Here is a 26,071-nt window from a genome sequence, read left to right as displayed (position 1 = left end):
TCCTTTGCCAACGGCCATGCCCGGGGAGGCGGCGGAGCCAGTGGTTGGGCGAAGGCATCGATCCGCACGCTTGGTACGTCCGCCAATTGCGGCGGCGCCATGCCGGGCTGCTCGTTCACGTCGCCGAGTGCCTCGACGGTTTCGGCCGGTTCCGGCTCCGGCGGTGGCATTTCGAACTGGAGGGCGGGTGCCTCGACCGTCGCGACCACCGCGCTGCGATTCGGGTGCGGCCGCCAACGTTCGCCCTCGAGAACGAACACGTGCAACGCCAACGCGATCAGCGCGCCGCACACCAAGGGTACTTTGCGCGCTCGAAACGGCAGTGGCGCTCGAAGCGGTCCTCCAGACCCGCAAGACCAATCTGTATCCCCGCTTCGACTGGCGCCAGGAATGCGATCGCCCGACAATACACTTGGAAGCACTCCATTTTCTCAACTTCAGCTTCACCCATTCACCCCACCGCAACGACCGCTCCTGAAGCGCCGTGTCATACCTGGGTAGGAAAATCGGACTATAATCGTCTGAACCCTTAGACTCACCCCTACATGCTGATCGTCCCCCCACCGGTTCAAACAGAACATCCCCCCGGCTCGCCCTTCGAGCGCCTGACCCTCGGCGAGAAGCGTGTCGCCCTCCTGCTCGCCGAAGGCCTCACCAACAAGGAAATTGCCCACGCGCTCGATTTGGCGGAAGCCACGATCAAGAACCACGTCGCCTCGATCTACCGCCGCACCGGCCTCCGCGGTCGCGGCCGCTTCATCGCCTGCGCGGCCGGGCGCCGTCCGCTGCCCTGACTTTGCGGGGAGCACCCGCCGGCGCATTCCACGCTACGTTGCGCCGGTCAGGGTCCTCTCCGTTATCCGCTTTACCCGTCGCTCCTCCCTCCTAAACTTTACTCACCTTGGGCCAGAGGTGAAGGCGAGGCTTCCCAACCTCGTTCCACGCGCATGCCTGATTCTGGCCAACTATCCCACGCCCGTGCCCTGTCGCGCCTCGTTTCGGCCGTCCAGGCATTGTCGCAGGCCCGCACGATCGAGGATATCCGCGAGATCGTCCGTCACGCCGCCCGCGAGCTGACCGGCGCCGATGGCGCCACCTTCGTTCTCCGCGACGGCGACCAGTGTCACTACATCGACGAGGACGCCATCGCACCGCTCTGGAAGGGCCAGCGCTTTCCGATGAGCGCCTGCGTTTCCGGTTGGGTGATGCTCAACCGCCAGCCCGCCGTGGTCCGCGACATCTTCGATGATCCCCGCGTTCCGGTGGACGCCTATCGCGCCACCTTCGTGAGGAGCTTGGTGATGGTGCCCATCCGCACGGAGTCTCCCGTCGGCGCCATCGGCACCTATTGGTCCTCTCACCATGACGCTCAGGCGATCGAAGTAGAAGTGCTTGTCGCCCTCGCGAACACCACCGCCGTCGCCCTTGAGAACGTCCGCTCCTACACCGACCTCGAATCCTGCGTCCGCCTCCGCACCAAGGAACTCGAAGAGGCCAATCACGAATTAGAATCCTTCGCCTCCTCCGTTTCCCACGACCTACGCGCTCCGCTCGGCGTCATCAGCGGTGCCGCCGACCTGCTCCGCCTCAAGAACGCCAACCTCGATCCGGAGAGTGCCCGCCTGATGGCGATGATCCCGACCCAAGTCCGGCGCATGTCCGCCCTGATAGATGATCTCCTCCGCCTCTCTCGCATTCGCCAAGCCGAGCTGAAGCTCGAACGGGTCGATCTCGCGGCACTCGCTCGCGACATCGCGTCCGCCTTGTTCAGCGCCGACCCCTCCCGCCAGATTCGTTTCACCGCCCTGGACGTTCCCCCCGCCGCCTGCGACCCCGCGCTCCTCCGCATCGCCCTCGAAAACCTTCTCTCCAACGCCTGGAAGTACACCCAGCACCGCGACGTCGCCGAGGTGGTGTTCGCCAGCCACCGCTTGGAAGACCGGCAGATCGCCTACTTTGTCAGCGACAACGGCGCGGGTTTCCGTCCTGAGGACACGCCCAAGCTCTTCACTCCCTTCCGGCGCCTGCACGATTCCGCGGAATTTTCCGGCACCGGCGTCGGCCTCACCATTGTCGCCCGCATCATCGAGAAACACGGCGGCCGCGTCTGGGCCGAAGCCCAGAAGGACGTCGGCGCGGTGTTCTATTTCACGCTCGGCGCCTCTCCGCTCTGACCTTCTCGTTCGCTCCAGATCCACGACCACACCCCATGAAAAAACGCCTACTCCTCCCGGTGCTGCTCCTCGCATTGCACCTCGACCTGTTTGCCTTCGCCAAGCACGGCCACATGGCCACGGGTTCGCTCGCCTACCAACTGATGTCACCGGCGGATCGCGACGCGATCGCCGCGATCCTCGAACACCATCCATTCGTCTCTGGCCCCTGGGCCCCTTTGCTCGCCGCGCCCTCCTCACCGAACATCTCCCGAGGCGAGAAACTCTTCATGCTCGCCGCCGCCTGGCCCGACGAAGTTCGCTCCGCCAAGTGGAAGAAGAAGTACCATCATGCCACGTGGCACTACGTGAATCTGGCCTACAGCGCCGGTGCGGCCGTGCCCGGCGCGAGCATCGGCGGCGATCTGCTGAAGCAACTGCCCATCCAACTGAAAGCGGCGAAGCAAGCCACCTCGCTCGAGGACCGCGCCATCGCCATCTGCTGGCTCATTCACCAGACCGGCGACCTGCACCAACCGCTCCACGTGGTCGCGCTCGTGAACGACGACTATCCCCAAGGTGACCGCGGCGGAAATCTCTTCTTCGTGAAGACCAAGCCCGACAATAGTCCCACCTATCTGCACGCCCTCTGGGACAACGCATCTCCCCGCAAATACACGGACTTCGCCGGCGTCCACGAGAACGCGATCAAGTTGAAGAACGACATCAACGTCCCCTCGCTACCTCAGTTCACGGGCACGAAACCCGATGCCTTCGAAGCCATCGCGAAGAAAGAGGGCTTCCCGTATGCCGCGAAGTACGCCTACCTGAACGGCACCTTGCAAGGTGCCACCGAGCACGAAGCGGAGGAGGATCCCGACGAAGTTCCGGTCGTGCCGAATCTCTACAGTGCCGACGTCGGTCGCGTGACGTATTCTCAGCTTGCGTTGGCGGGGCATCGTATCGCGAAGTTGCTGGCGACGGTGGCTCACTAGCATTCCCGTCGCCCCCTCGTTGCCGCGATGACCCAACGACCTATCCCCGCCCGAGTTCAGGCATCGGAAGTCACCTACGAGCTTCACACTCTCGGCTGGAAGGCGTTTCAGGACCTTTGTGTCACCGTCGTGGCTGACGTGTGGGGGCAGACGGTCCAGAGTTACTTCACCTCCCACGATGGCGGGCGCGATGGCGCTTTCCACGGAGACTGGAAACACGCCGACGGCAACTCGGCGGGCGCGTTCACCGTGCAGTGCAAGTTCACGAGCAAAGCGGACAAGGTACTCACGCTGTCTGATCTTTCGGATGAGCTGGAAAAGGCGGAACGCCTGGCCAAGCGCGGCCTGGCGGGCAACTACCTCCTGTTCACGAATTCCAGCCTCACCGGCGTGAACGAGGAGCGAATCAAGACCGCCTTCGAAGCCACGGGAATAAAGCGCTTTGCCGCCTACGGACGGGAATCGATTTCGCGGTTGATCCGAGAGTCTCCAAGGCTGCGGATGCTCGTTCCCCGGGTTTATGGATTGGGCGACTTGAGCCAGATCATGGACGAGAGGGCGTACGCACAGGCGCGGGAGATTCTCAGCTCGCTGGGCGACGACCTCCGCAAGTTCGTCATCACCGATGCGTACCAGAAAAGCGCCCGGGCCTTGATCGATCACGGGTTCGTGCTGCTCCTGGGCGAAGCGGCCTGTGGCAAATCCAGCATCGCGGCGGCGCTCTCCGTAGGCGCAATCGACGAATGGGGCTGCTCCACGATCAAGGTGCGCAATCCGGAAGAGTTCGTGCGCCACTCCAATCCTAACGAACCGAAGCAGTTTTTCTGGGTGGACGATGCCTTCGGCGCGACCCAGCTCGATTGGCAGGCCACGGTCGGTTGGAACAGCGTGTTCCCGCACATCCAAGCCGCGATCAACCGCGGCGCCAAGGTGCTGTTCACGTCGCGAGACTACATCTACCGCTCGGCGCGAGGCATCTTGAAGCAATCGGCGCTGCCGCTCATGTACGAGTCACAGGTGGTGATCCAGGTCGAGAAACTCTCGAAGGCCGAGCGCGAGCAAATCCTCTACAATCATGTCCGGCTCGGAAAGCAGCCCCCGGAATTCAAAAGACGAATCCAACCGTTCCTCGCCGAACTGGCAGCCCATCCACGCTTCACCCCGGAAATCGCCCGGCGTCTCGGCAACCCGAGCTTCACCCAAGGCTTGTTTCCCGCAAAGGAGTCGCTCGCCGCGTTCGTCGAGACCCCGCTCGAATTCACCTGCGAGATCATCCGCAACATGGATGCGGAGAGCAAGGCGGCACTCGGTCTTGTGTTCATGAAGGGCGGGGTTATTCCCAGCCCCTTGCAGTTCTCCGGCGAGGAAGAGCAAGCAGTGGCTTTGATCGGCGGGACGCCCGCGGGCGTGCGCGCAGCGTTGGGTTCCCTCCATGAGAGCTTTGTCCTGCGTGTGCTCCAGGGCCCGGGGCATGTCTGGAAGTTCAAGCACCCCAGCATCCGTGACGCGTTCGCCGCCTTGGTGGCAACCGACCCCGAACTATTGGACGTCTACTTGGCTGGCACGCCCTTGGAAAACCTGATGCATGAGGTCTCCTGCGGGGACCTGGCGATCCGCGGCGTCAAAGTGATGGTGCCGCCCAACCGATACGATGCGTTGATCGACCGGCTGGATGCCTGGTCGGCCGGCCACCGCGACCGGCGCGATCTTCATGCCTTCTTGTCGTACCGTTGCGACCGGGCGTTCCTCGCGCTCTACTGCCGACGCCACCCGTTGTTCATCGATGGTCTCCATGCCGGCTCCTACCTTTATTGCGTCTCGGACGTCCGGGTGCTGGTGCGACTCCATGAATTCGGATTGCTGCCGGACCCGAAGCGGGCCGCGGTGGTGGTGGAGATAATCGGCCTCGGATTGGAGACGCCCGATTCGGGCTGCCTCCGTGAGGATGTGCAGAGTCTTTTCACGGCGGAGGAGTCGGCCACACTTCGCACGCGTCTCGCGGACGAGCTATTTCCGTCGCTGACGGACACGATCACCCAGTGGCGTGGCGACTACGACCCGGAGCAGGACACGCCGGAGGAGCACTTTGATGAGCTTCGCTCCGCCTTGCGAGCGTTCCGGGATGAATTCTCCGACCACCCGGATGCGGTTCGGCAACTCCGGGAGGCCGAAGCCGAGATCAAGCAGGTGATCGAGGAGTTGGATACGGAGCGCGATGACGTCTGGGATGGCGACGATTACCAGCGCGACGACAGCTCGCATGCCGGGCAGGACACTGGTCGGTCGGTATTCGACGACGTCGCCGACTAATGCAGGCATACGCGCGATGCCTGAAGTTTGATTCGGAATTCGGAACGGGTGATGGTTTGAACCCTTCGGCCTACCTTCGCGAGGCACCTTTTCCATGAGGAGGTTCGGCGGCCTGTGGTGCGGTATGAGGGGTGTGAGGCAGCCTGATACACAGAGGACGGGTCGTTCTTCGCGGATGTTGGACGACGGCCCAACCTGTGTTGAGCGCGAGCAGCTGTTCGCTCAAGTAGTGCGGTCGTTCCACGACTTGCCAGTTGCGATTCTCCCGACCGCCGGAAAATCCGCCACTGGTCCTCCGTCGCTCCCTTCCGCCCAGCTTCGACGAGAGGATCTTCGCTCCCTTCTCATCGGCGGCGCGAAAGTGAATTTGTGTGCGCAGGTTCGCCATGAAGACGTCCGCCTTCTTTTCCGTCTCGAACGACGCATGAAACGAAAGCGGGGTCTGTGTAGCCGCAATGAGACAGACTCCGGCCTCGCGCAGTTCGTCAACCGCACCGTGATCGGAGAATCCATCCTCGGAAACCAGCGTCGTCTTCTGGCCCTCATCCAAAACGAGCACGATCATGTTGCGCCGCTGCCGCTCCTCCGCCGGCAGATCGAATCTCCGGAATGCGTGCAGGAAGAACAGCTGCTTGGTGAGCAGATTGAGATACTTCCTCTCGGTTTGATACGTCTGCGGCACCGACAGGCAAACGATTCGCCCCTGATCCACCTCCGCCAGCGAGAAGTTCGGCTCTGTCGAGCAGAACACCTCCGCAATGTCCGGCGGCGTGTATGGTCGCAGGAAATTCGCGACGGTGTAGACGGTGCCGCTGCGCTGCTCCGGTGGTTGCGCGAGGAAGTCCGAAAAATACTGGCGTTCGCGTTCGGCCGCCGGCGTCCGGACCATCTCCAACCGCCCCCGCACCATCTCCAGGTCTCGAGTAACGCAGATCATATCGTGGACGTTGCTGATCGTCACGGGCAGGTCCGCCGCCTCGAGCGCGTACATCGCATGCGTGATCGCATCCCGCGCCGACTCCTTGAAAAACGTTTGTCCGCCGCGCTGCCCGGCGGCCGTGGCTGTATCGACGAGCAGCTTGGCATAGGTGCCCCAAGGAACGTTCGCATCTACCAGAAGATTCAGGCGCAGCGGTGGCGTCCAGGTTGCAACGGGCACCTCCGCTGGCCGCACCCGAATCAACCGCAGGCTCTCTTCCTGTCCCATCGCGGTCGCCATCGCCGACAGCGGCTCCCACAGCGCGCCTTTGGAATCGATCGCCACGATCCCGGTGGTCGGCAGCGTCTCCCGCAGTCCGGCTACGATCGGCACCACAGCGCGCGACGTCTTGCCCGTTCCCGTTGCGCCGGTGATCAAGAAATGGCAACAGGCCTCGTCGCGGGTCCATTCGAAGCCCCAGAGCCGGAGAACCACGTCGCGACTCTGGCGAACGAGGATTTCACGGGTGACCAGGCTTAGCACGATGCCCGTGATGCCCCACATGCCCCAGTAGCGGTACGGCTCGGGCAGCCAACGCATCGCCCACGCCGCGAATGTCGCCGCTCCGACCACGATCACTCCCTTCGCCCTCATGCCCCGAAGATGGCCAGCGCCGCGAGCATGCCGAGGGATAGGCCAATCAGAAAGGTGGCGACGTTCTCGCGGCGCCGGTGAACGCCGATCAATTTGCCTGCCACCGCCGTTCGTTTCTCCAAATCTGTCAATTGGACCACCGCCGCAGTCAGAGCGGCTTCGAGTTGCTCCTTGATTGTTTCATTCGCCAGCAGCGGTTGCTGTTCCAACCGCTCAACCAGCGTGCGCAGGGTGGGGGCGAGTCCCGGAATCGTTTCCGTGCACGCACGAAGCGTCTCGAGGCGATGGTCCAAGGTCGCTTTCAACTCCGCGGTACGCGCACTCAGGGCGTCCTCGGATCCTTTCACGCGCTGCCAATGCCACGCGATCAGCAGGTAGACGGGATCGTCCGGCTGCAGTCGATGGTGGCTGGCGATCCATTTCAAATCCGCGGGCAGATGCTCCGGATCGAGCAAATCCTCGGGTTTCATCCGATCAGCAGGTTGCGGGCGCGCTCGAACTGCCCGGTCATCCGCTCGTGAAAGCGCAGGCACCGCGAGCGATCAAGCAGGTGAAGACGATCGGACGTCCGGCCGCGCCCCACCGTGAGGTTCGCTCCTTGCAGCCGATTGCGGGTGATCTCCGCGAGGCACGGCACGTCGATTTCGATGGCGCCCAATTCCTCACGCAGCCGCCGCCGCGAATTGCTTCCTCCCCAAAGGGGCAGCGCCTCTCCATCGCGCAAGTTTCGCGCGACCAGCCAGGCGACACGATCGCCCCAAGCTTCAATCACCTCGGCGACCTGGGAATTGGCATCCTTGTCGTCGGTCGCCACGAGCACGAACACCACGCGGCAATCGAGTTCCGGCTGCAGTTCGGCCACGCGCGCCTCGTCCAGGTAGGCGAGAAGCTTGCTCCCTCCGGTCGCGCGGCTGTCGACGAGCACGGTGTCCGCGTCGGCCAGGGCCTGCACCAGACGGTCAAGCTCGCCCAGCTTGTCCGCATCAACGTCCGTGTCGACGAATTCGGCCTCCGGCACGAGGCGGTTGAATGTCGAGTTGGCGTGGTCCAAGTCGAAGGCCTTCACGAGGACGCGCTGGTCCGTGAGATAATCATGGATCAGCGACGCGACAAAGCTCTTGCCGATGCCGCCTTTGTCCTGCGGGAAAAGCAGCAGACGTTTCTTGGAGGAGTGCATGTCAGTAGTCGTCGCGCGCGATCCTTGGCCCGCGCCGGCCATTGCGAGCCTCGGAAGGCTGCGGAGCGGGAGCCCCCGAAGCGGGAGCGACGCTCGCCGCGGCCATCTCGCCCGGGTTCAGAGAGGATCCGCCGCCGGTCGCCTGAGTGCGGCGGACGCGGAGGATTTCCGCCTGGCTGAACTGCCGCCGGCAAAAGGCGCCCACGCCTTGCGGCGACACCTTGAGGCCGTGGCGCGTGAACGTCGCGGCGATCTGGTCGTAGCTCATGAATTTTGCGCGCTGCAACAAGATGACATCGCGATAGGGCAGGAGGAGGCTGCGCGTATGCGCATTCGGGTCGTAACGTCGGGCATCGTCGAGCAGGCGGGCGTGCAGGTCGGGTGATTCGCTCACCTGGCAAGCTAGTCATTTATGGGTTTATACAAATCGAAAATATGCGCATGCGATCGCCATCCGAGCGGTGGAAGAGCGGCGGCGAAGCAGTGAAACAGTGGCGCCGTGGTGGTCCTGACCTAAGCTCGCTTAGGGGTGGCGTGTTCCCTCTGTGATGGTAAATGCTGGGGCGGATGCCATCATGCTTGAGCCGCTGCCTTCACCGGTATCGAGCAGAGTCATGCGACTGGGATAAAAATGCATTCGAAAGCGCACGTGACGGAAAAGAACGTTGCGGATATCATGGATAATTTAGGGGTTATTCATCCTTTGTTGGCATGCTCAGGTTCGATCGTCCCTGTCAATTGGTCCGCGGCGCGGTGGGATATTTCCGCGAGCACCTGAAGGTGGGGGACTACCTGTCGCAGGGCGGCGAAACGCCGATGAGTTGGTGCGGGCGTGGCGCGGAGCGCCTTGGCCTGGTCGGAGACTGCCGTCTTGAGGACTTCGAAACCCTCTGCCGCGGCCAGCACCCGGCGACCGGCGAACGCCTCACGTTGCGCGACAAGGGCTCCCGTCGGAGGGTCTGCTATTTCGGTCAGGTCTCCGCGCCGAAAGATGTGTCGCTCCTTTACTTCGTTGGCCGAGACGATCGCATCGCCGATTGGTGGGAGGAGGCGGTCGCGGAAACCCTGCACGAAATGGAAGCGCTCACGCGCACCCGAGTGCGCCGCGACGGAGCCGGTGACGACCGTGTGACCGGCGAGATGGTGGCTGCGGTTGTCACTCACGAGACGAGCCGCGCACTGGACCCGCAGCTCCACACCCACGTGTGCATCCTCAACGTCACTTTCGATGCCGTGGAAGGGCGATGGAAAGGCGTTCAGCCTTCTGGCTACTACCGGCACCAGGCATTTCTCCGGGAGGTGTGCTACAACCGCCTGGCCTCGCGAATGCGCGCGGCCGGTTACGGCATCGAGTCTCGTCCCGGCATCGGCTTCGATGTCACGGGTATTCCTGCGGAGCTGCGCGAACGCTTCAGCAAGCGACGTCGACAGATTGCAGCGATGGCCAAACGCCTCGGCGTTGAGTCTCAGGACGCACTCCAAGCGATCGCAGCCGATTCGCGTGCCGAGAAACGCACCCTGAGTCGTTCCCAGTTGCAGGCGAACTGGGAAGCCCAGGCCGGCGAGGATCTGCCGAAGCTGGCGGCCTTGATTTCGCAATCCGATCAGCAAGCGAACGTCACGATCCCCGACACCGCTCCGGCCGCATTGAGTTCTGCCGAAGCGCACGTGTTCGAGCGCTGTTCCGTGGTCGATGAGCGGGTGCTCCTGCGCGAAGCACTCTGCGCAGGGCGAGGGACGACTTCCCTCGAGGCTCTCCGTCGTGAGCTATCCGCGCGGGTGTCCGTCGGCTCGTTGCTTCATCACCATGAAGAAATCGCCAGCCGGGACGCGCTCGCAGCAGAGGAGGAGTTCGTCGGCTGGACGAGACATACATCACGGGTCTCCCCGATTGGCAGCGGGCAGGAATTCGCAGGTCTGGCGCCGGAGCAAGCCGCGGCGGTGCGCGGCATCCTCCACAGTGACCGGCAAGTCGTCGTCCTGCAGGGTGACGCGGGCACCGGCAAAACCACCGCGCTGCGCACCGTACTCCGCGAAGCGGAGGCAGCGGGTCTGCGCGTGTTCGGTTGCGCGCCGTCCGCCGGCGCGACCGAGGTGCTGCGCAAGGAACTCACCGCGGACGCGCACACGTTGCAACGATTGTTGGTCGACCACTCACTGCAGGCCGAAGTTCGCGGACGAATGCTGCTGGTGGATGAGGCGGGTTTGATCTCGGTGCGCGAGATGCGCGACCTCTGCCGACTCGCTCGTTTCAATGGGTGTCGATTGCTCCTCGTCGGCGACGTGAAGCAACACCACGCCGTTGAAGCCGGCGATGCTCTCCGTTGCCTGCAAAAATACGCCGATGTGCCGACGTTTCGACTTTCGGAGATCCGACGCCAGCGGGACCCGGCCTATCGTGCCGCGGTCGGAATGCTTGCTCGCGGCGACGCGCGCGGCGCCTTCGCCGCGTTCGAGCGGTTGGGTGCGGTCAAGGCCATGCGATCCGCTCCCGCGCTCTTCAATGCCGCCGCCAATGAATACCTCCGCACCATCCAAAGCGGCGAAACCTGCCTGGCGATTTCTCCGGTCTGGTCGGAAATTCATTCGTTCACCCAGTGCATTCGCCACCGTCTCCAAGCGGCTGGTTTGATCGGGGCCGACGAGCGGCGGGTCAACTCCATCCTGCCTCTCAAATGGACGCGCGAGCAGCGTCGCCGGGTCGGCAACTACCGCCCCGGCGACGTTCTCACTTTCCACCGGAATTGCGGCGATTTCACGCGGCAGGAATCGGTCCGGGTGGTCGGCGTCGAAGGCGACAAACTGATCGTCCAAACAGCGGAAAACACACGCCAGCGTTTCGATCCCGGTCGCTGGTCGTCATTCGAAGTCGGCACCGAGAAGGAGATTCCCCTAGCGAAAGGCGACCGATTGCTCCTTCGCGCGAATGTCGCCGCCCACGACCTACGCAACGGAGATTTGGTCGAGATCGAAGCGTTCGAGCGCGACGGAATCATTGCGCTGCGTGACGGTCGCAAGCTCCCCGCATGGTTCAGGCAATTCACGCACGGCTACGCCACAACGTCGCACGCCGCTCAAGGGAAGACGGTCGATCGGGGCATAGTGCTCTTGGCCGAGGCCGGCCTTGCGGCCGCCAATCTCAAGCAGGCCTACGTGAGCAATTCGCGGTTTCGACTCAGCCAACGAATCTTCACCACCGATCGTCGCGCGGCCCGGGCCGCGCTGGCCCGTCCGGACGACCGAAAGCTCGCGTCGGAACTGCACGAACCGGCGCCGCCGCCGCTCAGCCTCCGCGAGCGCCTTCACCATCGGCACCTCGCTTCAGCCTGATATGACGATTCAAGCGCGTCGGGACCAACCACCGCTATCGCCCGCTTCTTCGCCTACCTGGGGCGAACTCGCAACCGCCGACGATCCTTGCCACGTTGTGAGGTTCATCCTCGCCGGCAGGGTAGTGTCCGTTCCCGTCACCCAATTCCGTTGGTGGGAACTTGCCGCCGGCGAGCCCGAGACGCTCACGCTGTACGCCGATCGTCTCACCGTGATCATCGAAGGTTGCGGCCTCAGTCCCATTGCCGCCGCCCTCGATCTCCAAGTCCTCGTCGAGGTGCGCACCAACCGCGAGTTCCAGTCGAACCGCCACTCGGCCCAGGTGCGCGAGATCACCGTTGAAACCCTCTGACGCATGGCCCAGAAGCACTCCCCCGGAGGCCAACTCGACTTCCTTTCCGCACTCGCGCATGAGCGATCTCACGACCTACGGCCTGATGGCCGAGAAGCATTGGCGGCAGTTCCGGCCTCGGATGGTGGCGGAACTCGAGGCGGAGGGGCGCCTGACAGCCGCTCTCCGCGAGGCGGAGCGGCAGACCTTCCGCGAGATGACGCGGTTGACCCGGGAATTCACGCGCCGGAACATGACCCCGCAGCAGGCCCACGACCAAGCGTGGGAACTGATCCGCGAGAAATACATCCTCCTCCCCGCGGAGGAAGCTCCGCCGAGGGACTGAATCGCGTCGGGTACCGGATCACCGCGGCCGACCACCTGGGCGAGGGCGGCCTGCGCGAGAAATTCTCGGACAATGTCGCCGCGATTCGCCTCCTCCAACTCCTCGAGCGCGAGCAACGCACCGTAGCTCCCGACGAGCAACGCGTTCTCGTGCGCTACGTGGGATGGGGTGGGCTCCCGCACGTGTTTTCTACGCCGGAGGAGACCCCAAAATGGGCCGCCGAACAGTCGACCCTCCGCGAACTCCTTCGTCCGGAGGAATATCAGGCGGCCCGCGCCACGGTTCTCAATGCGCACTACACTCCGGAACCGGTCATCCGAGCCATGTGGACCGCGGTGCAAAGAATGGGATTCCGGGGCGGCAGGATTCTGGAACCGGCGTGCGGGGTGGGGCACTTCTTCGGCCTGATGCCCGACGACCTGCGGGTCGGGTCCTTTCTCACCGGCATCGAGATCGATCCGCTCACCGCGCGCCTGGCAGGTCACCTCTATCCGGGCGCCGACATCCGGTCGCAACCGTTCGAGGAATCGGTGCTGCCCGCGAACGGCTACGATCTGGCCATTTCCAATGTCCCATTCGGCGACTATGCGCCGTTCGACCCCAGACTGAACCCCCGTCGATTCGCGATCCACGATTACTTCTTCGTCGCAACGGTCGAGCGAGTGCGCCCCGGAGGGCTCATCGCTTTCGTGACTTCGCGCGGGACGCTGGATAAACAGCAACCGACCATGCGGGAGACGCTCGCCAAATCGTGCGACCTGCTTGGTGCCATTCGCCTCCCGCACACCACCTTCGTCCGGAACGCGAACACGCACGTCACCACCGACATGGTTTTTCTCCGCAAGCGCCTTCCGGGCGAAGCGATCGCGGGACCCCGCTGGCGGGAGAGCCGCCCCGCGCCGGAGTTTCCCGCGGAGCAAGGCGTCTTCCTCAACGAGTACTACCACGCGCACCTCGGGATGATGCTGGGTCGCCTGGAAATCGTCGCGCACGGCCTGCACGGTCGGGAGGAGGTTCGGCTTGCACCCGACGACCGCGAGCTTTCCACCGCGTTGGCGACGGCGCTCTCGAACCTCCCCGCAGATTGCTACCGGCCGCTCACCGCGGTCGAGATCGCCACGGTGCGAGTCACATTGCCGGTGCCGGCGGGCGTCAAACCCAATGCCTACGTCCTGACCGGCGAAGCCGGCGGGACGCTTGCGGTCCGTGACGGGAACGAATTGCGGCTGCTCACGAGTCTTTCTCCTTCCTTGGCCAGACGCATGCGTCGCCTGATTCGCGTGCGCGACGCCGCGCGGGACTGCCTGCAGGCCCAGGTGGAGGATCGACCCGAGGCGGAGATTGCATCCACGCGCCAGCGACTGAACCGGGAGTATGACGATTTTGTCGGTCAATTCGGACCGGTCTCCCGCACGGCCAATTTGCGGGCCTTGGCCGGCGATCCCGACCTGCCGCTTCTCCTTTCCCTGGAAAACTACGACGAGCACACGAACATTGCGACGAAGACCGCGCTGTTTCGCGAGCGCACGGTGCAGCGCCGTCGGCCGGTTGAAAGCGCCTCCGATGCCCGGGAGGCATTGGTCGTCACGCTGAATGAAAAGGGTCGGGTCGATCTCGATCATATCGCTCGCCTGCTCCGTCGTCCCGCGGAGGAATTCCTGCCCGAACTGAACGGCGCCCTGTTCTTGAATCCCACCACCCGTCGGTGGGAAGCGGAGGACGAGTATCTCTCCGGTGACGTCCGGCAAAAGCTCGCCGCTGCGGTCGAGGCGGCGGGGCACGACACCCGCTTCGCGTCGAACGTGGAGGCGCTTCGCTCCGTTCAGCCCGCCGAACTCAAGGCCACGGAAATCGACGCCCGCCTCGGCTCCGCTTGGATTCCCACCGACGACGTCACCGCCTTCGGCCAGGAATTGCTTCGCGCCCACGGTTCCAATGACGTGCGCGTGCACCACGTTGCGGAGCTTGGACTCTGGTCCATCGAGGTGAGTTACTACGCAAAGACCGGTGTCGCCAATCGGAGCGAGTGGGGCACGGAGCGCGTCACCGCGCACGAGCTTCTCGAGCACGCGCTCAATCTCCGTACTCCCACCGTCTACGACTACGTCGACGACCAGCCGGTCGTGAATCCCACGGCGACCGAAGCGGCGCGCGACAAGCAGCAGAAGATCCGCGACCGTTTCGCCGACTGGATCTGGTCCGACGACGCTCGCCGCGAGCGACTGGTCGCCCTCTACAACGCGACCTACAATTGCACGCGCCTGCGGACATTCAACGGTGATCACCTGCAGTTGCCCGGTGCCAATCCGGCGATCGCGCTTCGACGTCACCAAAAGGCGGCCGTGTGGCGAATCCTCCAGTCTCCCAACGTGCTCCTCGCGCACGTCGTGGGCGCGGGCAAGACTTACACCATGGCCGCCGCGGCGATGGAGCTGAAGCGTCTGGGGCTCGCCCGCAAACCCCTGATCGTCGTGCCCAATCACATGCTCGGGCAGTTCTCCACCGAACTGCTGCACTTATATCCCGGCGCGAACATTCTCGCCGCCGGCAAGGACGACTTCTCGAGCGACCGCCGGCGCGAACTGATGAGCCGCATTGCCACCAACAATTGGGATGCCGTGGTCGTCACCCATGCCGGCTTCGAGCGCCTGCCGCTCTCGGCGCGAGCCCACGCGGATTTCTTGGATCAACAATTGGCGGAACTCGAGGACTGCATCGCCGCCCAGAAAGCGCGTGCTGGCTCCGGTGGCACGAGAATCGTGAAGGAACTCGAGCGGGCCAAGAAGCGCCTGGAAGCTCGCATTAAGACGCTCTCCGCCGAACACCGGAAAGATGACACCATCACCTTCGAGGAACTCGGCGTCGATCGGCTCTTCGTGGACGAAGCCCAAGCGTTCAAGAACCTGTTTTACGTCACCAAAATGACGCGGGTGGCTGGTCTTCCCCAGACCGCCTCCGAGCGGGCATTCGACATGTTCCTCAAAGTGCAGCACGTGCAGCGTCTCAACGGCGGCGGTGGAGTGGTCTTCGCTACCGGTACTCCGGTCACGAACACCATGGCCGAGATGTTCACGATGCAGCGCTATCTCCAGCCCGCCGCTCTGCGGCTGCGTCACCTGCATCATTTCGACGGATGGGCTGGCACCTTCGGCGAACCGGTGACCGCGATGGAGTTGGCCCCCGATGGCGCCGGATATCGCCTCCACACGCGTTTCGCCCGTTTCGTCAACGTCCCGGAACTCATGCAGCTCTTCCGCGAAGTCGCGGACATCCAGACCGCCGAGATGCTCAACCTGCCGGTCCCGAAACTTGAAGGCGGGAAGCCCCGGATCGTCAGCGCCCCCTGTTCACCCGAACTCAAATCCTTCGTCGCTCACCTCGCGAAACGCGCCGAGAAACTCAAGACCGACCGCGTCGACCCTTCGGTCGACAACATGCTCAAGATCACGGGTGAGGGGCGGAAGGCGGCTCTCGACCTGCGTCTCATGCGACCATCATCCGCCGACCATGCGTCGAGCAAGCTGAACCAGGCGGTCCGCCAAATCCATTCTCTGTGGGCGGAGACCCGTTCCGAGCGCCTCACCCAGATGGTATTCTGCGACCTTTCCACTCCGAAGGTGTTTGGCGGCGAGTTCTCGGCCTATGTTGATCTTCGCGACAAACTCGTCGCCCGTGGCGTTCCGACCGACGAGATCGCTTTCATCCATGACCACGATTCCGATGCGGCGAAGCTGGCGTTGTTCAAGGATGTCCGCTCCGGCAATGTTCGCATCCTGATGGGCTCGACCCAGAAGATGGGAGCCGGAACCAACGCGCAAACCAAGCTCGTGGCCCTGCATCACTTGGACGCCCCATGGCGCCCGGCCGACATCGAGCAACGCGAGGGCCGGATTCTCCGTCAGGGCAACACCAATGCGACCGTGCGGATCTTTCGTTATGTCACCGAAGGCAGCTTCGACGCTTACATGTGGCAGACCTTGGAAATCAAGGCCCGGTTCATCGCGCAGGTGATGACCGGACATTCAGCGGCGCGGCGCATCGAGGACCTCGATGCTCCCGCGCTCACCTATGCGGAGGTGAAAGCCATCGCCTCCGGCAATCCGCTGGTGATCGAGAAAGCCAAGGTCGATGCGGAGGTGATGCGTCTCTCGCGCCTTCGGGCGGAGCACGCGGAAGCGCAATTCGCCACTCGCAGCCGTTTGCGCCATACCGAGGAGGATGAAGTCCGGCTCGTCGAGCGGATCGCGGCCTTGGAGAAAGACAGCGCCATCCGCTCCGAAACGAAAGGCGAGCTGTTCACGATCCGTCTCGAGAAGCGCACTTTCAGCGACCGCACCGAGGCCGGCAACGCGCTCGTCTATCTCCTCGCGGAATTCAAAGACGCGCACCGCCGCGGCCAGTTGGGCGCCATCGAAATCGGTCAATTCGCGGGCTTTCGTCTGGAATTCCGTTCGACCGTTCCCGATCGGTTGACGCTTCGCGGTGCAACCGAGCACCACGCGAATGTCACGGCCTCCCCCGCAGGCACGATCGCCTCGTTGGAGCACACGGCCCGGTCCATTGACGAGCAATTGGCCAACGCCAGAAATGCGCTGCTCGACGCGAGCCGGCGAAGGGCCGAATTGGCCGCGTTGGTGGGCGCCGTTTTCGATCATGAGGAAAGGTATCGTGAGTTGCTGCGCCGGCAGTCCGAACTCGTGGAGGCCTTGGACATCACCAAGAACCAAGCCGGATCCCAACTGTCGGCCGATGGCTCCCGCGAGGAGTCGGCTGCGGAAACAGGTCGGGAATCGGCCGCCGTTTCCCCCCGTCGGCGAACGACAGCCGCGGCACGCCCGGAGACGCGCACGCGGCTCTCGGCCTAACCTCTTCAGAGCGGCATTCCGGTCAGCCGCTCCCAGTTCGCCAATTCCTTGGCTTCATCGATGGGCGTGCGGGGGTCGTGGTCATTCCAATTGCGGATCAGCTCCGCTCCGGCCGCGGCGATCACCGCCTCCTCGATGCTGCCGAGCGTGATTCCGCGGATGGCGTCCACCAGGTCCGTGAGTGCGGTGTTCAAGTCAGCGTCATCCATGCCCGCGTACTCGTCGGTGGCTTCGTTCCCGGCAAGGTTTTTCCCAATCGGTGTGGCTCTGTTTCCGTGGCTTTGGTTCGTTCTCATCGCGAATGGCGCCTTTGGCGGCGCGGTCGGGCGTTGTTGCCCGGGTATCGCGTCGCGCTCCGTGCGCTGCTTTCTGGGAGCGCACCGAGTCACCGCGCCGGCCGCCGAGCGCGGAGCTGTGCTCCGTGCGAGGGGGAAGGCCCGCGCGGGGAAGGCTCGCGCAGCGACGCCTTGACCGGTGTGCCACCCTGAGAGCAGCGGGCGGAGCAGTATTTGGTACCTGCGGTCGACGGATCAGGCTGTTTCCCGCTACAACGACCCCCCTCATCGGATCAGGATTGCGCATTGCATGCGTGTACAAACCCGTACATCACAAGACGCACCATGACGAACAAGGAACTTGCCGACCAAATTCTCCGTGGAAAAAAGAAATTCGCCCGCGTGGCCAATCTTCGACTCGCCACCGCGATCCGCGTCGCCGGCCATCGATTGGGCGGCGTGATCACGGTGCGAAAGACGGGGAAGAGCGCTTGGACGCTCACCAAATCGAGCGCGAAAGTGACACACCGCGCGAAGCCCAAGCGCCGTTTGAAGAGCAAGCGTTAGCGCAGGAGGCGCGGCACCGGCCCGGAACGGTGCAATCCGCCTGAAAACCGCACACGCGGGAAAAGTCCGCCCCATTACCGCTGGTCAATCGCCCCGGTGGTATCATCTTGCGCGGTGGCAATGAAAGCTTGTCCCAACGGTTCCACGCGAGCGGAGCAGGAGCAGGGGCTTGATCGGGTAGTGGAGCTCTTGCAGATCGCGATCGTCCGACAAAGGCAGTCTGCACCGCCAGCGCCCCCGGCCACCGACTTGCCGGCGGCTCGCCCGTGGGAACTCGTCAGTGACGCGCACGAACAGGCGATCCTAAAATACCTCGAGCAATTCGGTGCATGTGCGCCCGGCGAGTTGGCCCGGATCTTGGATATCCCGGCGCGGACCGTCACGCGTCGCCTGGGCCGGCTGACCGAGGTCGGGCTTGTTGTCGCGCAGGGGAGGACGAAAGGCGCGCGGTATCGCCTGCGCCAGGACTACGGATCGAGTTGAGCTGTCACCACCGCTGAAATTGCGTCGTCTGGTCGGCGATCGGCAGTCGGCTCAGCCATTCAAGTTTGCGCAGACTGTAGCGGGCGACGTCCGCGGCGAGGGTCAGCGAACGCAACCTCATTTGAATGGCGGGCGCCAGCGTGAGTAACAGGAGGTGCTGGCAAATGGTGCCGACCGAGACACCCGAGCGCTCGGCCAGCACCCGTTGGGTGAGGTTGGGGTCGCGGTCCATCATCTTTCGCCAGGCGAGCGCACGGTGGATGGGGTGCGCACCGGGCGGACCGGCTTCGAAGTCCTCCTTTGGCCCGATCGTCTGCGAGCAGGGCCCAGTAAGTTCGATCGGCCGGCGTGCCCGCGAACACGAGAAGCCGATGGTGATCGCGACCTCGATTTGCTGGGGTACGTTCTCTTGATTCTGAGCGACGACGCGCGCCTCCATCCCGTCCACAAGATTTGTCAGCTTCAACCGAAGGTGAACGTCGAGGAAGCGCCGCCCCCGGCTGCGCTCATCGGGCCTCTTGGAGGGCTGCAGGGTGATACGGTCGAAGAAAAGTCCGGCCAGTTCCCTTTGCTCCTCGGGCTGCAGCTGTTTCATCAGGTCCCTGAAACGACTCAGTGCCGCCGACACGCGCTCGGCGTCGGCCATCAGTGGGTCGTGCAAAGCCAGTTCCTTGCGCGCGATTTCCCGGGACAAGAGCAGGTTTCGTTTCTCTCCCCTCATCGCTTCGGCGTGCTCCCGCAATTCTTCGTTCAATGCCGCGACGCCCTGGTTGCTGACCACTTCCATGCAGTGTTGGATGCGTCGATCGACCTCGGCCATCCGTTCGTCGATCGCGGCTATTTCCCCGCGTAGTTTCGACCGGCGACCGCTGGCGTGTTCCGTCTGCGAGCCGATCAGCCGACTGACGACGTCCGGTCGTTGGCTGCACTCGCCGATGAAGCCGATGACCGCCTGTTCAAGCGTCTCCGCGGAAACTGTGCGCACGGGACAGCCGCCGCCGCCCCATTCGCGCCGCGCCTTGCCGCAAACGTAGAACCGGTAGGGCTTGCCAGTTTTGTCCAGCTTACCACTGGGGGCAGGCGTCATGGCGTGTCCGCAGGCGCCGCAAACCAGCAAACCCTTCAACAGGTGAAAGTGCTTCTCCCGCCGTGGTGCGTTTCGCCGGCGCGGCCGACGCATGATTGGCTTCATGCCCAAGGCGGCATTGGCGCGTTCCCACAGTTCCTCGTCAACGATCGCTTCGTGTTGCCCGGCGTATTCCACGCCGCCGCTCGCCACCTTGCCAGCATACACGACGCGCTGGACGATGCGTTGGATTACATCGCACCGAAATTCCTTTTCTCCGACCCGCTCAAGCGTGCCGTCCCTTCGCCGGAACATCCGCACCCGGGTGCGCACACCTTCGGCGTTGAGTTCGTTGGCGATCTGGGTGGGCGGCCTCAGCTTTGCCATCTCCTGGAAGATTCGCCGGACGATTTTCGCTTCAGTGGGATCGACCGACAGTCCTTTCGTCTCCGGATTGTAGCGATAGCCCAGCGGCACCTGCCCGCCATTCCAGTATCCGCGCTTCGCTTGTTCGCGGAGCTTGTTCCGGATTTTTTCCGCTGCATTCAGCCGCTCGTATTCCGCCACGCTCACGAGCAAATTGTTCTTCAGCCGCCCCGAGGGGGTGTCGTCCGTCAGATCTTCTGTCGTGCTCACCAAGCGACAGCCATGTTTGCTCAGGAAGTTGCGAAACGGTCCCCATTCGTCGGTGGAGCGAAGCACGCGCTCCAGTTTGTAGATCAGCACCACCTGCACATCGCCCTGCGCGATTTGCTGCTGCAGGGCTCGCATGCCGGGCCGGTTCATGGTGGCTCCCGAGTATGCCGCGTCGCGATAGCACGCCACTTCGTGCCATCCCTCCGCGGCTTTCTTTGCGAGGTAGTCGCGACACACGGCGGCCTGAGCTTCGCAGGAGTCGAAACGACCTCCCACCTGTTCGGTCGTAGAAACGCGCGTATAGATCGCGACGGACACCGTGGTAGCCTGAGAGGATGGGCGGGAGGAGATTTGCGTCATCAGGAAGTGCAGAACACGCCTTTGTGGAGTTGAACTGCTCTTCGCACCTTCCGCGCGCCGACATGGATTTCAACAGCAAGAACGGCGGCGGGCCGCCGCAGGGTGCTGAACACCGTTAGAAAAAAATCGCACTTATAACCCTACTTGGGTGCGAACCATTTCCTGTTCAGCGAGGCTGCGAGAAATTCCTATCCCACTGAAAAGCAATGAGCTGCCTCAAGGTGTTCGAGGCAGCTCAATTTCCGTGCTGAACGGAAGGAAAGTTGGTGGTGGAGGCTGGAGTCGAACCAGCGAACGGCAGGAGCCGAATTGATTTACAGTCAACGCCCTTTGGCCACTTGGATACTCCACCATCAAATGAACGAGGGGTCAAAGTAGGTGGAGCGGCGCGCGTTTGCCAAGAGGTTTTTTTCGGAATCCCGTCTCAGATGACGCCGGCCTGCCGGAAGCTGTAGAAACCCACGCCGCGTGGGTCGGTGGCGGCGCGGCCGAGGATGACATGGTCGACCAATTCGATGTCGACCGCGCGCGCGGCGTCTCGGAGTTGGCGCGTAATCTGGGTGTCGGCCGCGCTCGGGGCCGGGTCGCCGCTGGGGTGGTTGTGCGCGCAGATGACAGCGGTGGCGCCGTGGCGGATGGCCTCGCGGAAAACCTCGCGCGGGTGCGCGAGCGAACTGGTCGCGGTGCCGGAGGTGATCTCGACCTGTTTGATCAGGCGGTTTTTCCGATTCAGGCAGAGCACCCAGAATTTCTCGATCTGCAGGCTGCCGAAAACGGGCAACAGGTGTTCGTGGACGAGCTCGGGGCGGTTGAGGAGCGGGTCGGTCTCGCCTTTGTCGGCGAGGACGCGGCGGGCGACTTCCATCAGTGCGACCAGTTGCAGCGCCTTCACGCGTCCGATGCCTTTGACGCGGCGGAAGTCGGCGTCGGTCCACTGCACGAGGGCGCGGAGCGAGCCGGCGGAGGTGACGAGCTGCTGCGCGATGGTGAGGACGTTGTTACCCTTGCCGCCGCTGCGGATCAGCATGGCGAGCAGCTCGGTGTCGCTGAGCGCGGTCGCGCCGAGTTTTTGGAGGCGCTCCTGTGGGCGATCAGAGACCGCGAGGTCCTTGACGCGGAGGGGCGGGTAGGGGTCGCTCATCGGGCCGGGGCGCTTCGCCCGCTGGCCCGCGAGCTCGGCGCACTCAGTAGTGCTTTACGTAGCCGTTGCGGCGGAGCTTCTCGAGCCAGCGTTCCTGCGCCTGACGGGCGTATTGCTGGACGAGCATGCGCTCGATCTGGTCGCGGACCTCGTCGAGCGGCTGGATGCCGGCGAATTTGCGCTCTTCGACGAAGAGGAGGAACGCGCCTTCGGGCATCACGACGAGGTTGCTCGTCTGGCCCTTATCGAGGGTGAAGACGACGTCGGCGAATTCCTTGCGGAGGTCGGATTTGCGCTGCCAGCCCCAATCGCCGCCCTTGGTGCGGCGCGGGTCCTGCGAGTAGAGGCGGGCGAGGTCGATGAAGCTGGCGCCGGCCTTCAACTGGTCGAGGACGGGCTGGGCCTTGGCGCGGAGCGCCTCGTCGGTGTCGCCCTCGGCGCGGTTGAACTGGATGAGGCGCAGGTGGACTTGGTCCTCCTGATAAAAGCGCTCTTTGTTCTCGTCGTAGAAGGTCTGGATCTTGGTCGGGCTGACCTGGGTGGCGGACTTGCGCTGCTGCTGGCGCATGTAGCCGTAGATCATGTCTTCTTCGACTTCCTTGCGGTAGTCCTTCTGCGAGATGCCGCGGCCGCGGAGGTAGGCGAGGAACTTGGAGCGGTCGCCTTCGAACTGCGTGGCGATGATTTCGGCGACCTGATTGTCGACGAAGCTGGCGGGGACCTTGCGCTTCTCGTCCTTGTAGAATTCCTTCACGATCAGCACGCGATCGATGAGGTCCTGGACAATGGAGTCCTGCAGGGCGGTGATCTTCTCGTTGAACTCGCGTTCGTTGCGGCTTTCGCGCTGGACCTGCGGGAGGAGCGGTGCGATTTCGCGGCGGATGTCGTCGACGGTGATGACCTTTTCCTCAACGACGGCGGCGATGCCGTTGGCGAACTGGAGATTCAGCTTATCGGCGACGGCTTGTTCGGCGTTTTCCGGAACCGGGGCGGCCTGCGCGCGGGCGAGATTCGGGAGGGCGGCTGTCGCGCCCAAGGCGAACAGGGCGGAGGCGACACGGAGGCTACGGAACGTCATGGGTTCGGAAGATTGGTCAGAAAGACGATGAGTTCTTTCAACCTTGCGAGGGGGGTGGGGGCGGTCAAGCGGGGAAAGCGATTGTGGAGCTGGATGAAGTCGTCGCGCCGGCCACTGTGGCGCAGACACTTAAGGCGTCCGGAATCCGTTTCGACGGACAGCAGACCCTTTTGTTCCGCCCGGACACGGATTTCGGTGACCAAGAGGAGGGCGCGGACCTCATTGCCGAACTTGCCGAAGCGGTCGCGCAGCTCGGCCTCGAGCGCGCGCACGGCGTCGACTTTCTCGGCCATGGCTAGCCGCCGATAGAAATCGATTCGCAGGCGCGTCTCGCCGATGTAGCTGGCCGGCAGGCGCGCCTGGATCTTGGCAAACTCGCCGGCTTCGCGCTCGGCTTGCTTGAGGGCCGAGAAACTGTCCGTGGCCTCGTGGCGCTTGGTCGTCGTGCTGTCGGCGCCCTCGCCGACGAAGACGAAATCGAGCTTCACGCTGGCGCGCACGGCGGCGGCGTGTTTTTCGCCCTTCAGGCGCGCGACGCTCTGCTTGAGCAGCTGGCAATACAGCTCGAAGCCGACGCCAACGATGTGGCCGCTTTGCTCCGCGCCGAGCAGGTTGCCCGCGCCGCGCAGTTCGAGGTCGCGCATCGCGATGCGGAAGCCGGCGCCGAGCTGGTTGTGTTGGCGGATGGCGCTGAGACGCTGGCGCGCCAGATCCATCACGCGAGCGTGGCGGTGGAGCAGCAGGTAGGCGTAGGCCTGATGCTTGAAGCGCCCGACGCGGCCGCGGAGCTGGTAAAGTTGCGACAGGCCGAAGCGGTCCGCGCCCTCGATGATGATCGTGTTGCAGTTCGGGATATCGAGGCCGCTTTCGATGATCGTGGTGCAGACGAGCACGTCGTAGTTGCCCGCGACGAAGTCGGTCATCACGTGCTCGAGATCGTCTTCGTCCATCTTGCCGTGGCCAACGCCGATGCGGAGCTTCGGCAACAGCTCGCGCAGGCGCGCGGCGACGAGGTCGATGCTCATCACGCGATTGTGCAGGTAGAAAACCTGCCCGCCGCGCCGCGTCTCGTGCTGGATGGCTTCGACGACGACTTTCTCGTCGTAGCTCTTCACGATCGTCTGAATCGGCAGGCGGTTGACCGGCGCCGTCTCGATCGTGCTGAGGTCGCGCGCGCCGGTGAGCGCGAGGTAAAGCGTGCGCGGGATCGGCGTGGCGCTCATCGAGAGCATGTCGACGTGCGCGCGCCAGCGTTTGAAGACTTCCTTGTGCTTCACGCCGAAGCGCTGCTCCTCGTCGATGATGACGAGGCCGAGGTCCTTGAATTGCACGTCGCTCTGCACGAGGCGATGGGTGCCGATCAGGATGTCGATCTTGCCGAGCGTGAGCGCGGCGAGGATCTGGTTTTGCTCCTTCCGCGAGCGGAAGCGCGACACCATCTCCACGGCCACCGGATAACCGGCCATGCGCTCGCGGAACGTGTTCAGGTGTTGCTGCGCCAGCACGGTCGTCGGCACGAGCACGGCGACCTGCTTGCCGCCCATCACGGCCTTGAATGCCGCGCGGATCGCCACTTCGGTTTTGCCGAAGCCCACGTCGCCGCACACGAGGCGGTCCATCGGGCGCGTCTTCTCCATGTCGGCCTTCGTCTCGACGATGGCCTTGGCCTGATCGGGTGTTTCGGTGAACGGGAACGCGGCTTCGAATTCCTTTTGCCAGGTCGCGTCGGCGGCGAAGGCGTGTCCGGGCTGCGCCTCGCGCCGTGCCTGGATTTGCAGCAACTCGGCCGCGAGATCGAGCGTGGCGCGCTCGGCGGCGGCGCGGACTTTTTCCCAACGACCCGAGCCGACGCGGCCGAGCTGCGGCTTCACCTTCGCCAGGCCGACGTAGCGGCTGATCAGGTGCGACTCCTGCAGCGGCACGTGGAGCGTCACCTTGTCGTCGAACTCGAGCGAGATGACCTCGCGAATGCCGTCGGCCGTCTCGAGCTTCGTCAGCCCGCGGTAGACGGCGACGCCGTGCTGGAGATGGACGACGAAGTCGCCTTCGACGAGGTCGGTAAAATCGAGCAGCTGATCGACGGCCGAGGGCGTGACGAGCGCGCGTTTGCCGGCGGTGCGGCGCTGGCGCTTGCGGCCGAAAATTTCGGTCTCTGTGACGGCGATGTAGCCTTTCGCCGCGGCGTTGCGGGCCGTGACCCGGAAGCCTTCGTTCACCGCGCCGCGCAAGAAGCGCGGTTTCAGTTTCTTCAGCTCGGCGTCCTCGTTGAGCAGCTCGCGCGTGCGTTGTTCCTCGCCTTCCTTCGAGACGAAGAAATCGACCGCGTAGCCTTCCTGTTTCCAAGCGAGGATCTGCTCGAGAAATCGCCGGCGCGCCACGTCCTCCGCTTCGAGGCGTTCGTGCGCGAGCTGGTGGTCCTCGGGAAACGAGCGGTGATGCGCGAGCGATTCGGTGTCCCAGGTCTGCTCGTCGCCCACGCCGTCGAACAAGGCGCTGGCGAGGTCGAGATCGCCCACGCCGAACAGCCGCGCCGCGCGCGCTGCAAGCCGTCCGAGGACACGCGCCTCGGCCGGGGAATTGTCGAGGAGGTCGAACGCTTCCTCCAGTGCCTTCGGCTCCACGAGGATCGCGTGTGCGGCGGCGCCAACATAGTCGAGGAGCGACGCCCGCGCGTGCGCGGCGTGGATTTGCGGCGTAGCCGTGAGCGTGATGTTCGCCACGCTCTCGCCGGACCGCTGCGAGACCGGATCAAGGGTGCGGATGTCCTCGAGCGTGTCGCCGAAGAAATCGAGCCGGTAAGGCTGATGCGCGGTGATCGGGTAGACGTCCACGATGCCGCCGCGCACAGCGTATTGGCCGGGCGCCTCGCAGACCGCTTCGCTGTCGTAGTCGAATTGTTTCAGCAGCTCGAGCAGACTCTGGAACGGTCGCTCCTCGCCTTTGCGCAGCGTGATTTCGCGTTCCGAAAAATCCTCCGGCGGCGGCACCGCCTGCACCAGCGAGCCGGGCGTGGCGAGCACGAGCACCGTGTCCGGCGCGGACGTCGCGTGCCGGCGTCCGCGCAGCTTGCTGAGCACGGCGAGGCGATCGCTGGCGGCGTGGAAGGCCTCGCGCATGTCGCGGCTGTCCGCCTGCGATTCGGGAAACACGAGCACGTCGAGCGCGGCGCGGTTGCCGGAGGCGCGGTGAAACAGCGTCAGGTCTTCGGCGAAGGCCTCGAGTTCGCGCGCTTCCTCGACGACCACGAGCCACGTCGGGGCCGGAGCCTCGGACACGAGCCGCGTGAGCGCGAACGCACGCGCCGGCGGACAGACGCCGGTGATCTTCGTGCGCGGAGCGGTGGCGGCTTCGGACATGAGGAGGTTCTACGGTGCAGCACGCCACG

General features: G+C 64.0%; 19 protein-coding genes and 1 tRNA gene. 10 read left to right on the top strand and 10 right to left on the bottom strand.

Annotated elements, in window-relative coordinates; translation table 11 throughout:
- Positions 1-545 precede the first annotated feature (545 nt).
- The 4 genes from KF715_19590 to KF715_19575 all read left to right on the top strand — a co-directional run bounded on the left by KF715_19590 (position 546) and on the right by KF715_19575 (position 5,458).
- Positions 546-794 carry a response regulator transcription factor gene (locus tag KF715_19590; GenBank protein MBX3738905.1) on the top strand — a complete coding sequence of 83 codons (249 nt, stop codon included), beginning with the start codon at positions 546-548 and terminating at the stop codon, positions 792-794.
- 153 nt (positions 795-947) lie between these two features.
- The gene (locus tag KF715_19585; protein ID MBX3738904.1) at positions 948-2,174 is read left to right on the top strand and encodes a HAMP domain-containing histidine kinase; all 1,227 of its coding nucleotides are present in this window, start codon (positions 948-950) and stop codon (positions 2,172-2,174) included.
- A 35-nt stretch (positions 2,175-2,209) separates the two neighbouring features.
- Positions 2,210-3,148: a S1/P1 nuclease gene (locus KF715_19580; protein ID MBX3738903.1), complete on the top strand. Its 939-nt coding sequence runs from the start codon at positions 2,210-2,212 to the stop codon at positions 3,146-3,148.
- Positions 3,149-3,175: 27 nt separating this feature from the next.
- Positions 3,176-5,458: a hypothetical protein gene (locus KF715_19575; GenBank protein ID MBX3738902.1), complete on the top strand. Its 2,283-nt coding sequence runs from the start codon at positions 3,176-3,178 to the stop codon at positions 5,456-5,458.
- Between the two features lie 70 nt (positions 5,459-5,528).
- Here KF715_19575 and KF715_19570 read toward each other — a convergent pair whose 3' ends face one another.
- Genes KF715_19570 through KF715_19555 form a run of 4 tightly spaced genes read right to left on the bottom strand, consistent with a single transcriptional unit; the run spans position 5,529 to position 8,602 of the window.
- Positions 5,529-7,031 carry a type IV secretory system conjugative DNA transfer family protein gene (locus KF715_19570; GenBank protein MBX3738901.1) on the bottom strand — a complete coding sequence of 501 codons (1,503 nt, stop codon included), beginning with the start codon at positions 7,029-7,031 and terminating at the stop codon, positions 5,529-5,531.
- Entirely contained in the window at positions 7,028-7,501 is a 474-nt protein-coding gene (locus KF715_19565) for a hypothetical protein (protein ID MBX3738900.1), read from the bottom strand. Before KF715_19565 ends, KF715_19570 begins: the two co-directional genes overlap by 4 nt.
- Entirely contained in the window at positions 7,498-8,208 is a 711-nt protein-coding gene (locus KF715_19560; GenBank protein MBX3738899.1) for a hypothetical protein, read from the bottom strand. Before KF715_19560 ends, KF715_19565 begins: the two co-directional genes overlap by 4 nt.
- 1 nt (position 8,209) lies before the next feature.
- Complete coding sequence (locus tag KF715_19555) at positions 8,210-8,602, bottom strand: hypothetical protein (protein MBX3738898.1); 393 nt, start codon at positions 8,600-8,602, stop codon at positions 8,210-8,212.
- Positions 8,603-8,919: 317 nt separating this feature from the next.
- Between KF715_19555 and KF715_19550 the strand changes: the two genes are divergently transcribed.
- From KF715_19550 to KF715_19535, 4 genes are all read left to right on the top strand, one after another.
- Positions 8,920-11,538, top strand: coding sequence for a relaxase domain-containing protein (locus KF715_19550; GenBank protein ID MBX3738897.1), 2,619 nt, complete (start codon positions 8,920-8,922; stop codon positions 11,536-11,538).
- A 124-nt stretch (positions 11,539-11,662) separates the two neighbouring features.
- Complete coding sequence (locus KF715_19545) at positions 11,663-11,890, top strand: hypothetical protein (protein ID MBX3738896.1); 228 nt, start codon at positions 11,663-11,665, stop codon at positions 11,888-11,890.
- A 58-nt stretch (positions 11,891-11,948) separates the two neighbouring features.
- On the top strand, positions 11,949-12,215 hold the full coding sequence (locus KF715_19540) for a hypothetical protein (protein ID MBX3738895.1): 267 nt from the start codon (positions 11,949-11,951) through the stop codon (positions 12,213-12,215).
- A 149-nt stretch (positions 12,216-12,364) separates the two neighbouring features.
- Positions 12,365-17,080, top strand: a complete 4,716-nt coding sequence (locus KF715_19535) for a DEAD/DEAH box helicase family protein (GenBank protein MBX3738894.1) — start codon at positions 12,365-12,367, stop codon at positions 17,078-17,080.
- A gap of 5 nt (positions 17,081-17,085) precedes the next feature.
- On the opposite strand, the gene KF715_19530 is transcribed toward KF715_19535, so the two are convergent.
- Positions 17,086-17,376 carry a hypothetical protein gene (locus KF715_19530; protein MBX3738893.1) on the bottom strand — a complete coding sequence of 97 codons (291 nt, stop codon included), beginning with the start codon at positions 17,374-17,376 and terminating at the stop codon, positions 17,086-17,088.
- A gap of 324 nt (positions 17,377-17,700) precedes the next feature.
- Here KF715_19530 and KF715_19525 point away from each other — a divergent pair, with 324 nt between their 5' ends.
- Positions 17,701-17,922 carry a hypothetical protein gene (locus KF715_19525; protein ID MBX3738892.1) on the top strand — a complete coding sequence of 74 codons (222 nt, stop codon included), beginning with the start codon at positions 17,701-17,703 and terminating at the stop codon, positions 17,920-17,922.
- Between the two features lie 120 nt (positions 17,923-18,042).
- Complete coding sequence (locus KF715_19520; GenBank protein ID MBX3738891.1) at positions 18,043-18,405, top strand: winged helix-turn-helix transcriptional regulator; 363 nt, start codon at positions 18,043-18,045, stop codon at positions 18,403-18,405.
- A gap of 4 nt (positions 18,406-18,409) precedes the next feature.
- On the opposite strand, the gene KF715_19515 is transcribed toward KF715_19520, so the two are convergent.
- The 5 genes from KF715_19515 to mfd all read right to left on the bottom strand — a co-directional run bounded on the left by KF715_19515 (position 18,410) and on the right by mfd (position 26,042).
- Complete coding sequence (locus KF715_19515) at positions 18,410-20,467, bottom strand: recombinase family protein (protein ID MBX3738890.1); 2,058 nt, start codon at positions 20,465-20,467, stop codon at positions 18,410-18,412.
- A 264-nt stretch (positions 20,468-20,731) separates the two neighbouring features.
- Positions 20,732-20,819: transfer RNA gene (locus KF715_19510), tRNA-Tyr, on the bottom strand.
- A 72-nt stretch (positions 20,820-20,891) separates the two neighbouring features.
- Positions 20,892-21,608 carry a DNA repair protein RadC gene (gene radC / locus KF715_19505; GenBank protein MBX3738889.1) on the bottom strand — a complete coding sequence of 239 codons (717 nt, stop codon included), beginning with the start codon at positions 21,606-21,608 and terminating at the stop codon, positions 20,892-20,894.
- Between the two features lie 43 nt (positions 21,609-21,651).
- On the bottom strand, positions 21,652-22,686 hold the full coding sequence (locus KF715_19500) for a peptidylprolyl isomerase (protein MBX3738888.1): 1,035 nt from the start codon (positions 22,684-22,686) through the stop codon (positions 21,652-21,654).
- Positions 22,683-26,042, bottom strand: a complete 3,360-nt coding sequence (mfd, locus tag KF715_19495; GenBank protein ID MBX3738887.1) for a transcription-repair coupling factor — start codon at positions 26,040-26,042, stop codon at positions 22,683-22,685. The genes KF715_19500 and mfd overlap by 4 nt, the downstream gene beginning before the upstream one ends.
- Positions 26,043-26,071: the final 29 nt, after the last annotated feature.

Origin of the sequence: Candidatus Didemnitutus sp. (assembly GCA_019634575.1) — a bacterium.
Lineage (GTDB): Bacteria > Verrucomicrobiota > Verrucomicrobiia > Opitutales > Opitutaceae > Didemnitutus.
This window is presented reverse-complemented; position numbering and strand designations above follow the sequence as displayed.

Coding starts and splice junctions, on each gene's coding strand:
- KF715_19530 (MBX3738893.1), bottom strand. CDS start 17,376: ATGAGAACGAACCAAAGCCACGGAAACAGAGCCACACCGATTGGGAAA.
- KF715_19570 (MBX3738901.1), bottom strand. CDS start 7,031: ATGAGGGCGAAGGGAGTGATCGTGGTCGGAGCGGCGACATTCGCGGCG.
- KF715_19575 (MBX3738902.1), top strand. CDS start 3,176: ATGACCCAACGACCTATCCCCGCCCGAGTTCAGGCATCGGAAGTCACC.
- mfd (MBX3738887.1), bottom strand. CDS start 26,042: ATGTCCGAAGCCGCCACCGCTCCGCGCACGAAGATCACCGGCGTCTGT.
- KF715_19585 (MBX3738904.1), top strand. CDS start 948: ATGCCTGATTCTGGCCAACTATCCCACGCCCGTGCCCTGTCGCGCCTC.
- radC (MBX3738889.1), bottom strand. CDS start 21,608: ATGAGCGACCCCTACCCGCCCCTCCGCGTCAAGGACCTCGCGGTCTCT.
- KF715_19500 (MBX3738888.1), bottom strand. CDS start 22,686: ATGACGTTCCGTAGCCTCCGTGTCGCCTCCGCCCTGTTCGCCTTGGGC.
- KF715_19525 (MBX3738892.1), top strand. CDS start 17,701: ATGACGAACAAGGAACTTGCCGACCAAATTCTCCGTGGAAAAAAGAAA.
- KF715_19560 (MBX3738899.1), bottom strand. CDS start 8,208: ATGCACTCCTCCAAGAAACGTCTGCTGCTTTTCCCGCAGGACAAAGGC.
- KF715_19590 (MBX3738905.1), top strand. CDS start 546: ATGCTGATCGTCCCCCCACCGGTTCAAACAGAACATCCCCCCGGCTCG.
- KF715_19515 (MBX3738890.1), bottom strand. CDS start 20,467: ATGACGCAAATCTCCTCCCGCCCATCCTCTCAGGCTACCACGGTGTCC.
- KF715_19580 (MBX3738903.1), top strand. CDS start 2,210: ATGAAAAAACGCCTACTCCTCCCGGTGCTGCTCCTCGCATTGCACCTC.
- KF715_19540 (MBX3738895.1), top strand. CDS start 11,949: ATGAGCGATCTCACGACCTACGGCCTGATGGCCGAGAAGCATTGGCGG.
- KF715_19565 (MBX3738900.1), bottom strand. CDS start 7,501: ATGAAACCCGAGGATTTGCTCGATCCGGAGCATCTGCCCGCGGATTTG.
- KF715_19550 (MBX3738897.1), top strand. CDS start 8,920: ATGCTCAGGTTCGATCGTCCCTGTCAATTGGTCCGCGGCGCGGTGGGA.
- KF715_19520 (MBX3738891.1), top strand. CDS start 18,043: ATGAAAGCTTGTCCCAACGGTTCCACGCGAGCGGAGCAGGAGCAGGGG.